Annotated in this window: 8 protein-coding genes; 6 read left to right on the top strand and 2 right to left on the bottom strand. The window is 61.4% G+C overall.

Annotated elements, in window-relative coordinates; translation table 11 throughout:
• Positions 1-352 precede the first annotated feature (352 nt).
• From HU767_RS18895 to araH, 6 genes are all read left to right on the top strand, one after another.
• A complete protein-coding gene (locus HU767_RS18895) occupies positions 353-1,099 on the top strand; it encodes a FadR/GntR family transcriptional regulator (protein ID WP_060741242.1) in 747 nt (248 codons plus the stop codon).
• Positions 1,096-1,971 carry an SMP-30/gluconolactonase/LRE family protein gene (locus HU767_RS18890; RefSeq protein WP_186707204.1) on the top strand — a complete coding sequence of 292 codons (876 nt, stop codon included), beginning with the start codon at positions 1,096-1,098 and terminating at the stop codon, positions 1,969-1,971. The genes HU767_RS18895 and HU767_RS18890 overlap by 4 nt, the downstream gene beginning before the upstream one ends.
• 236 nt (positions 1,972-2,207) lie before the next feature.
• Positions 2,208-3,026: an SDR family oxidoreductase gene (locus tag HU767_RS18885; RefSeq protein WP_186707205.1), complete on the top strand. Its 819-nt coding sequence runs from the start codon at positions 2,208-2,210 to the stop codon at positions 3,024-3,026.
• Positions 3,027-3,200: 174 nt separating this feature from the next.
• Positions 3,201-4,205, top strand: coding sequence for a substrate-binding domain-containing protein (locus tag HU767_RS18880; RefSeq protein ID WP_186707206.1), 1,005 nt, complete (start codon positions 3,201-3,203; stop codon positions 4,203-4,205).
• 75 nt (positions 4,206-4,280) lie between these two features.
• Positions 4,281-5,825: an L-arabinose ABC transporter ATP-binding protein AraG gene (gene araG / locus HU767_RS18875; RefSeq protein WP_186707207.1), complete on the top strand. Its 1,545-nt coding sequence runs from the start codon at positions 4,281-4,283 to the stop codon at positions 5,823-5,825.
• 10 nt (positions 5,826-5,835) lie between these two features.
• Positions 5,836-6,804 carry an L-arabinose ABC transporter permease AraH gene (gene araH, locus HU767_RS18870; RefSeq protein ID WP_025214842.1) on the top strand — a complete coding sequence of 323 codons (969 nt, stop codon included), beginning with the start codon at positions 5,836-5,838 and terminating at the stop codon, positions 6,802-6,804.
• A gap of 549 nt (positions 6,805-7,353) precedes the next feature.
• Here araH and HU767_RS18865 read toward each other — a convergent pair.
• On the bottom strand, positions 7,354-7,734 hold the full coding sequence (locus HU767_RS18865) for a Rho termination factor N-terminal domain-containing protein (protein WP_186707208.1): 381 nt from the start codon (positions 7,732-7,734) through the stop codon (positions 7,354-7,356).
• Between the two features lie 32 nt (positions 7,735-7,766).
• The gene (locus tag HU767_RS18860; protein ID WP_186707209.1) at positions 7,767-8,114 is read right to left on the bottom strand and encodes a hypothetical protein; all 348 of its coding nucleotides are present in this window, start codon (positions 8,112-8,114) and stop codon (positions 7,767-7,769) included.
• Between the last annotated feature and the right edge of the window lie 60 nt (positions 8,115-8,174).

Below are 8,174 nucleotides of genomic sequence, written 5' to 3'. Positions count from 1 at the left end.
TCGAGCCCTGATCCCTTGTGGAAGTGAGGGTTGATCCAACATCCGCGTCGGCTGAAGGATCGCTATCGCGAGCAAGCCCGCTCCCACAGTAAATTTGGAGCGCCTGCACTATCTGTGTGCACCACCAAACCTGTGGGAGCGAGCTGTGGTGAACGCTAATAATGTGAACGCCCGGAATCTACTGTGGGAGCGGGCTTGCTCGCGAAGGCGCCAGCACAGCCAACATCTTCTTAGCTGACCCACCGCTATCGCGAGCAGGCTCGCTCCCACAGGGTTATGCAAAATTCAAATTGACACCCAATCATATGATGATTAGCGTGGGCCACCAATAAGAGTGGCCCGCGGGGTTTTCATGTCCAGCAGTTTTCACGCATCGACCGTCGATTGGCTGGGGGGCTGGATCGCCGCTGGCCAGGTCAAGCCTGGGCAAACCATCAAGGTCGAAGCGGACTTGGGCGAGCAACTGGGCGTCAGTCGCACAGTGATTCGCGAGGCGATCAAGACCCTGGTGGCCAAAGGCATGCTGGAAGTCGGGCCGAAAGTCGGCACGCGGGTATTGCCGGTGCGCCGCTGGAACCTGTTCGACCCTCAAGTGGTGGGCTGGCTGTCACGCAGCGGCCTTCCGGAAAACTTCGTCGACGACTTGCTGGACCTGCGCCGTACCATCGAGCCGATGGCGGTGCGCTGGGCCTGTGAGCGGGCCACGGCCGATCAGGTGCAGGCGATCCGCCTGGCCTACCATGCCCTGGAACGGGCAGTGGACAGCGGCGCCGATTACAACCGCGCCGACCAGTTTTTCCATGAGTGCATCCTGGCCGCCAGCCATAATCAATTCATCGAACAAATGGTCCCGGCCCTCGGTGCATTGCTGGCGGTGTCGTTCGAGGTGTCGGCGGCCGACCCGGATGAACTGCGCCGCACCTTGCCCATCCACAAGGACATCGCCGACGCCATCGCCGCCCGTGACGCGGCCCGGGGTGTCTGGGCCTGCATGACCCTGATCGATAACGCTGACCTGGCGATCAAACGCTTTTACCCCAATGTCATGGCCGGTCGAACAGACGCCGCCGGGCAAGTCGGGAACGGGAGGTTTCAATGAAGTGGACGGCTGTGACGGAACACCGGGCGAAGTTGGGCGAGGGGCCCTTCTGGGATGCGCCGACCCAAGCGTTGTATTGGGTCGATATCGCTGGCAAGCAGGCACTGCGGCTGATCGGCGCCAACGTGGAGATCTGGCAGATGCCCGAGCATGTGTCCGCCTTCATACCGACCCAAAGTGGCGACGCACTGGTAACCCTGAGCAGTGGCGTCTATCGCCTCGATCTTGATTCGCCGGGCCTTGAGCCGCGCCTGACGCTGCTGTGCATGGCCGACCCCCAACTGGGTAATCGTGCCAATGAGGCCCGTTGCGATGCCCTGGGCCAACTCTGGCTCGGCACCATGCAAAACAACATCGGTGCCGACGGCGAGGACTTGCCGATCGAACAACGGTCCGGTGGCCTGTTTCGCGTCGGTGGCGACGGTCGGGTCATGCCCTTGTTGCGCGGGTTGGGCATCCCCAACACGTTGCTCTGGAGCCCCGATGGCACCACGGTGTATTTCGGCGACAGCCTGGACGGCACGGTGTATCGGCACTTTATCTATCCGGAAGGCAATCTCGCGCCGGCCGAGGTCTGGTTCGGCCCACACCCGCGTGGCGGCCCGGATGGCTCGGCGATGGATGCCCGGGGCTATATCTGGAACGCCCGCTGGGACGGCAGTTGCCTGCTGCGGCTGACGCCGGACGGGCAGGTCGACCGGGTGATCGAATTGCCCGTCAGCCGACCGACCAGTTGTGTGTTCGGCGGCGAAGACCTCAAGACGTTGTACATCACCAGCGCGGCGAGCCCCTTGGGTCATCCGCTGGACGGTGCGGTGCTGTCGATGCGTGTCGATGTGCCTGGCGTGGCTTGTACAAGATTCGCGGGATAAATCCCAAAATATGGGATGTAAATATATATATTGAGATTATTTGGCGGCCGGGTTTATAGTCGGCTCCATCGGCAATACGCACTCACACTAAAAAAACAAAACAGGTGAAGTGATGCAACGATCTTTCCCCGTACGCCCCGGCGGCGTACGCCGGCCACTGTTCTTCCAAGCGCCTTTGCGCCGGTCATCCGTGGATGCCCGGTTTTCGTCGTGCCCGCATGCAGGAGTCTTGAGCCATGGCTGAGCCCTTGGTCTTGCCGCCCGTGCCGGAGCCACCGAAGGGCGAACGCCTGAAAGACAAGGTCGTGCTGTTGACCGGCGCCGCCCAAGGCATTGGCGAAGCCATCGTCGCGGCGTTCGCCTCGCAACAGGCCCGACTGGTGATCAGTGACATCCAGGCGCAGAAAGTCGAGGCGGTGGCCGCCCACTGGCGTGAGCGTGGGGCCGATGTGCAAGCGTTGCAGGCCGATGTGTCGAAGCAACAAGACTTGCAGGCCATGGCCCGTCGCGCCGTCGAGCTGCACGGTCGCATCGATGTGCTGGTCAACTGCGCCGGCGTCAACGTCTTCCGCGACCCGCTGGAAATGACCGAAGAGGACTGGCGCCGCTGCTTCGCCATCGACCTGGATGGCGCCTGGTACGGTTGCAAGGCGGTGCTGCCACAGATGATCGAGCAGGGCGTGGGCAGCATCATCAACATTGCCTCCGTCCATTCGTCCCACATCATTCCCGGCTGTTTCCCTTACCCGGTGGCCAAGCACGGCCTGCTCGGCCTGACTCGCGCCCTGGGCATCGAATACGCGCCCAAAGGGGTACGCGTCAATGCCATCGCTCCGGGTTACATCGAGACCCAGCTGAACGTCGACTACTGGAACGGCTTTGCCGATCCCCACGCCGAACGCCAACGTGCGCTGGATATGCACCCGCCACGGCGCGTCGGGCAACCGATCGAAGTGGCGATGACGGCCGTGTTCCTGGCCAGTGACGAAGCACCCTTCATCAATGCCTCATGCATCACCATCGATGGAGGACGTTCAGTCATGTACCACGACTGAATATTCTTGGATTGCAGTGGGAAACTTCGCCTGTAATCCAATCATCATACGATATGACTATTTAGGCCTATGCTGTGTAGCAACTTGATGTAACCGCCCAGCCTGCGTATTTCCACCGACGGTGGAGCAGACCCTGGACGTTTGGCTTTCAATAAAAAAAACAAGGAGTCAACTATGAAACATCGTCGTGGGATCCGTTCCCTGTGTCGCGCCGCCCTGGCGGTTACCGCGTTCAGCCTCAGCAGCCACTTGCTGGCGGCCGATGCGGTAAAAATTGGTTTCCTGGTCAAGCAGGCCGAGGAGCCTTGGTTCCAGACCGAGTGGGCGTTTGCCGAGAAGGCGGCCAAGGATAAAGGCTTCCAACTGATCAAGATCGCCGTGCCTGACGGCGAGAAAACCCTCTCGGCCATCGACAGCCTGGCCGCCAACGGCGCCAAGGGCTTCGTGATCTGCCCGCCGGACGTGTCCCTCGGCCCAGCCATCATGGCCAAGGCCAAGCTCAACGATCTCAAGGTCATTGCCGTGGACGACCGTTTCGTCGACGCCAACGGCAAGTTCATGGAAGACGTGCCGTACCTGGGCATGGCCGCGTTCGAGGTGGGCCAGAAGCAGGGCGCCGCCATGGCCGCTGAAGCGAAGAAGCGTAATTGGGAGTGGAAAGATACCTACGCGGTGATCAACACCTTCAACGAGCTGGACACCGGCAAGAAGCGCACCGACGGTTCGGTCGATGCCCTGAAGAAGGCCGGGATGCCGGAAGACCATATCCTGTTTACGGCGCTCAAGACCCTCGACGTACCCGGCAGCATGGACTCCACCAACTCGGCGCTGGTGAAGCTGCCTAGCGCCGCGAAAAACCTGATCATCGGCGGCATGAACGACAACACCGTGCTGGGCGGCGTACGCGCCACTGAAGCGGCCGGGTTCAAGGCAGCCAACGTGATCGGCGTCGGCATCAACGGTACCGACGCCATCGGTGAGCTGAAAAAGCCTGACAGCGGCTTCTTCGGTTCGATGCTGCCAAGCCCGCACATCGAAGGCTACAAGACCGCCGAAATGATGTACGAGTGGATCACCACCGGCAAGGAACCGCCGAAGTACACCGCCATGGACGAGGTGACGCTGATCACCCGGGAGAACTTCAAGCAGGAGCTGGAAAAGATCGGCCTGTGGAACTGACGGTCGGTTGATTCAAAAGCGGCCCTGGCCACATGAGTGGCGGGGTCGCTTGATCTCTGTAAGTTCGAGGTGGTTATGCAAGCGCAAACAGCGACACGGCAACACAACATCGGCGGCAGCTTGCGGTTCAACGGGATCGGCAAATCCTTTCCCGGCGTGCAGGCGCTGGCCAATATCAGTTTCGTCGCGCATCCGGGGCAGGTGCATGCCTTGATGGGCGAGAACGGCGCGGGCAAGTCCACGTTGCTGAAGATCCTCGGTGGCGCCTACATCCCAAGCAGTGGCGACCTGCAGATCGGCGAACAGACGATGGCCTTCAAAGGCACCGCCGACAGCATCGCCAGCGGGGTGGCGGTGATTCACCAGGAACTGCACCTGGTGCCGGAAATGACCGTCGCGGAAAACCTGTTTCTCGGCCATTTGCCGGCGCGTTTCGGCCTGGTCAACCGTGGCGTGCTGCGCCAGCAGGCGCTGGCGCTGCTCAAAGGCCTGGCCGACGAAATCGACCCGCAGGAAAAAGTCGGTCGCCTGTCCCTCGGCCAACGGCAATTGGTGGAAATCGCCAAGGCCTTGTCCCGTGGCGCCCATGTCATTGCTTTCGACGAACCCACCAGTAGCCTGTCGGCCCGGGAAATCGACCGTTTGATGGCGATCATCGCCCGCTTGCGAGATGAGGGCAAAGTGGTGCTGTACGTCAGCCACCGCATGGAAGAGGTGTTCCGTATCTGTAATGCGGTGACCGTGTTCAAGGACGGTCGTTACGTGCGGACCTTCGAGAACATGAGCGAGCTGACCCACGATCAGTTGGTCACCTGCATGGTCGGCCGCGATATCCAGGACATCTATGATTACCGTCCTCGGGAACGCGGCGATGTGGCGCTGCAAGTGAAGGGCCTGCTGGGGCCGGGCTTGCGCGAACCGGTGAGTTTCCAGGTGCACAAGGGCGAGATCCTCGGCTTGTTCGGGTTGGTCGGCGCCGGTCGTACCGAGCTGTTTCGCTTGCTCAGTGGCCTGGAGCGCCAGAGCGAGGGCAGCCTGGTCCTGCACGGCCAGGAACTGAAACTGCGTTCGCCACGGGATGCCATTGCCGCTGGCGTGCTGCTGTGCCCGGAAGATCGCAAGAAGGAAGGCATCATCCCGTTGGGCAGCGTGGGCGAGAACATCAACATCAGCGCCCGACCGTCCCACTCGACCCTCGGCTGCCTGTTGCGCGGTGATTGGGAACGGGGCAATGCCGACAAGCAAATCAAGTCGCTGAAGGTGAAGACGCCAGCGGCCAGCCAGAAAATCATGTACCTGTCCGGCGGCAATCAGCAGAAGGCGATTCTCGGTCGCTGGCTGTCGATGCCGATGAAAGTCCTGCTGCTGGACGAACCGACCCGTGGCATCGACATCGGCGCCAAGGCGGAGATCTATCAGATTATCCACAACCTGGCGGCGGACGGCATCGCGGTGATTGTGGTGTCCAGCGACCTGATGGAAGTGATGGGCATTTCCGACCGAATCCTGGTGCTCTGCGAAGGGGCCATGCGTGGCGAGCTGCCGCGCGACCAGGCCAACGAATCCAACCTGCTGCAACTGGCGCTGCCGCGCCAACGCGTTGCCGACGCGGCGAACTGAGAGGTAAATCATGACCATTCAAAACAATGCACTGCCAACGGCACGCAAACCCCTGGACCTGCGCCGTTTCCTCGACGACTGGGTCATGCTGTTGGCCGCCATCGGGATCTTCGTGCTCTGCACCCTGATGATCGATAACTTCCTGTCGCCGCTGAACATGCGCGGCCTGGGCCTGGCGATCTCCACCACCGGTATCGCGGCCTGCACCATGTTGTATTGCCTGGCGTCCGGGCACTTCGACTTGTCGGTCGGTTCGGTGATTGCCTGTGCCGGCGTCGTCGCGGCGGTGGTGATGCGCGACACCAACAGCGTGTTCCTCGGCGTCAGCGCGGCGCTGGCGATGGGGCTGATCGTCGGCCTGATCAACGGCATCGTCATCGCCAAGCTGCGGGTCAACGCCTTGATCACCACCTTGGCGACGATGCAGATCGTCCGCGGCCTGGCCTACATCTTTGCCAACGGCAAGGCGGTGGGGGTGTCCCAGGAATCGTTTTTCGTGTTCGGCAATGGCCAATTGTTCGGCGTGCCGGTGCCGATCCTGATCACCATCGTCTGCTTCCTGTTTTTCGGCTGGCTGCTGAACTACACCACTTACGGGCGCAACACCATGGCCATCGGTGGCAACCAGGAAGCGGCGTTGCTGGCGGGGGTGAACGTTGATCGCACCAAGATCATTATCTTTGCCGTGCATGGCCTGATCGGCGCCTTGGCCGGGGTCATCCTGGCGTCGCGCATGACCTCGGGCCAGCCGATGATCGGCCAGGGCTTCGAGTTGACCGTGATCTCGGCCTGCGTGCTGGGCGGGGTGTCGTTGAGCGGCGGCATCGGCATGATTCGCCACGTCATCGCCGGCGTGCTGATTTTGGCGATCATTGAAAACGCGATGAACCTGAAGAACATCGACACCTTCTACCAATACGTCATCCGCGGCTCGATCCTGTTGCTGGCGGTGGTGATTGACCGGTTGAAGCAGCGCTAGGCAGTAGGGATTACTAACGACTGATCTGCCACCATCGCGAGCAAGCTCGCTCCCACAGGGTTTTGTGCCAGGCGCAAAGCTCAGGCATACCGAAGATTCAATGTGGGAGCGAGCCTGCTCGCGAAGGCGTCGACACATCCAACACTTCCTTAGCTGACCTACCGCTTTCGCGAGCAAGCCCGCTCCCACAGGTTTTTAGTGTCAGGCTCAGGACCTAGGCACAGCACAGACCCCATGTGGGAGCGGGCTTGCTCGCGAAGGCGTCGGCACATTCAACACTTCCTTAGCTGACCTACCGCTTTCGCGAGCAAGCCCGCTCCCACAGGTTTTTAGTGTTAGGCTCAGGACCTAGGCACAGCACAGACCCCATGTGGGAGCGGGCTTGCTCGCGAAGGCGTCGGCACATTCAACACTACCTTAGCTGACCCAACGCTTTCGCGAGCAGGCTCGCTCCCACAGGTTCTTGTGCCAGGCTCAGAACTTCGGCGCAGTGCAGAACCAGTATGGGAGCGAGCCTGCTCGCGAAACGGGTATCCCTGACGCCAACCATCACCCGGCCTTGCGCAACGCTTCGACCAGTTCCTGCTTGCGCATCTTCGAACGTCCGGGAATGTTTTTCGCCCGGGCTTCCTTCATCAAGCTGTCCACCGTCTGGGCCCCATGGGAGGCTTTGCTGGTGCGTGGGTGACCTTCGCGGGTCTTGGCGGCGCGGCGGGCTGATTCCTTGCGGTCGGTTTTCTTGGCCGCCGCCGGTTTTTCCTTGCCTGAGCCACCGGAGCGTTCGCCGCCACCGGACTGCTTGTTCACCGTCGCCCAGGCCCGAGCTTCGGCCTCGCCCTCCGACACACCTTTTTGCTCATAACTTTCTTCGATGTGCTCGGCCTTGCGTTTTTGCTTGTCGGTGTATTTGTCTTTGCTTCCACGAGGCATGGGATGTTCCTCCTCAAATGTCCGGGCAAAGGCTACTGGCTGGCGGCGCCACCTTCGGAACCCGAGCCACCGGTCGTGGTTTTCGAGCCCACTCCGGTCTCGGCGTTATCCGGTGCGGTGGAGTCCGGCGTATTCATGCCACCCTGGCGCCCGGTGTCATTGCCCTGCACGCGTGGATCGGTGCCGGTGGCCGGTGGCTGGCCATTGTTCAGGCTACCGCCACCGGTGCCGTCGGTGTTCAACTTGGGCAGGCCTTGCGTGGCAGGGGAGTTTGGCGCTTGCACGGGGTCGGTTGGCCCAGTGCCGTCGGTAGAGGCCGCGAAGGCCGTCGAGGACAGCAGCGCGGCGAAGGTGAATGCGGTCAGCCTTGAAGTGATCATGGGTGTCGCCTCCATTTTTCAGAATGCTTACCTGATCTTGGGCCTTGGCGGCTTGGCGTT

It is taken from the genome of Pseudomonas sp. SWRI179, from assembly GCF_014268705.1.
Classification (GTDB): domain Bacteria; phylum Pseudomonadota; class Gammaproteobacteria; order Pseudomonadales; family Pseudomonadaceae; genus Aquipseudomonas; species Aquipseudomonas zanjanensis.
Note: the sequence above shows the minus strand (reverse complement) of the source record. Positions and strands in the feature narration are given on the sequence as shown.

Excerpts from the sequence above, each read along its gene's own strand:
- HU767_RS18895 (WP_060741242.1), top strand. The coding sequence starts at position 353 with ATGTCCAGCAGTTTTCACGCATCGACCGTCGATTGGCTGGGGGGCTGG.
- HU767_RS18890 (WP_186707204.1), top strand. The coding sequence starts at position 1,096 with ATGAAGTGGACGGCTGTGACGGAACACCGGGCGAAGTTGGGCGAGGGG.
- HU767_RS18885 (WP_186707205.1), top strand. The coding sequence starts at position 2,208 with ATGGCTGAGCCCTTGGTCTTGCCGCCCGTGCCGGAGCCACCGAAGGGC.
- HU767_RS18880 (WP_186707206.1), top strand. The coding sequence starts at position 3,201 with ATGAAACATCGTCGTGGGATCCGTTCCCTGTGTCGCGCCGCCCTGGCG.
- araG (WP_186707207.1), top strand. The coding sequence starts at position 4,281 with ATGCAAGCGCAAACAGCGACACGGCAACACAACATCGGCGGCAGCTTG.
- araH (WP_025214842.1), top strand. The coding sequence starts at position 5,836 with ATGACCATTCAAAACAATGCACTGCCAACGGCACGCAAACCCCTGGAC.
- HU767_RS18865 (WP_186707208.1), bottom strand. The coding sequence starts at position 7,734 with ATGCCTCGTGGAAGCAAAGACAAATACACCGACAAGCAAAAACGCAAG.
- HU767_RS18860 (WP_186707209.1), bottom strand. The coding sequence starts at position 8,114 with ATGATCACTTCAAGGCTGACCGCATTCACCTTCGCCGCGCTGCTGTCC.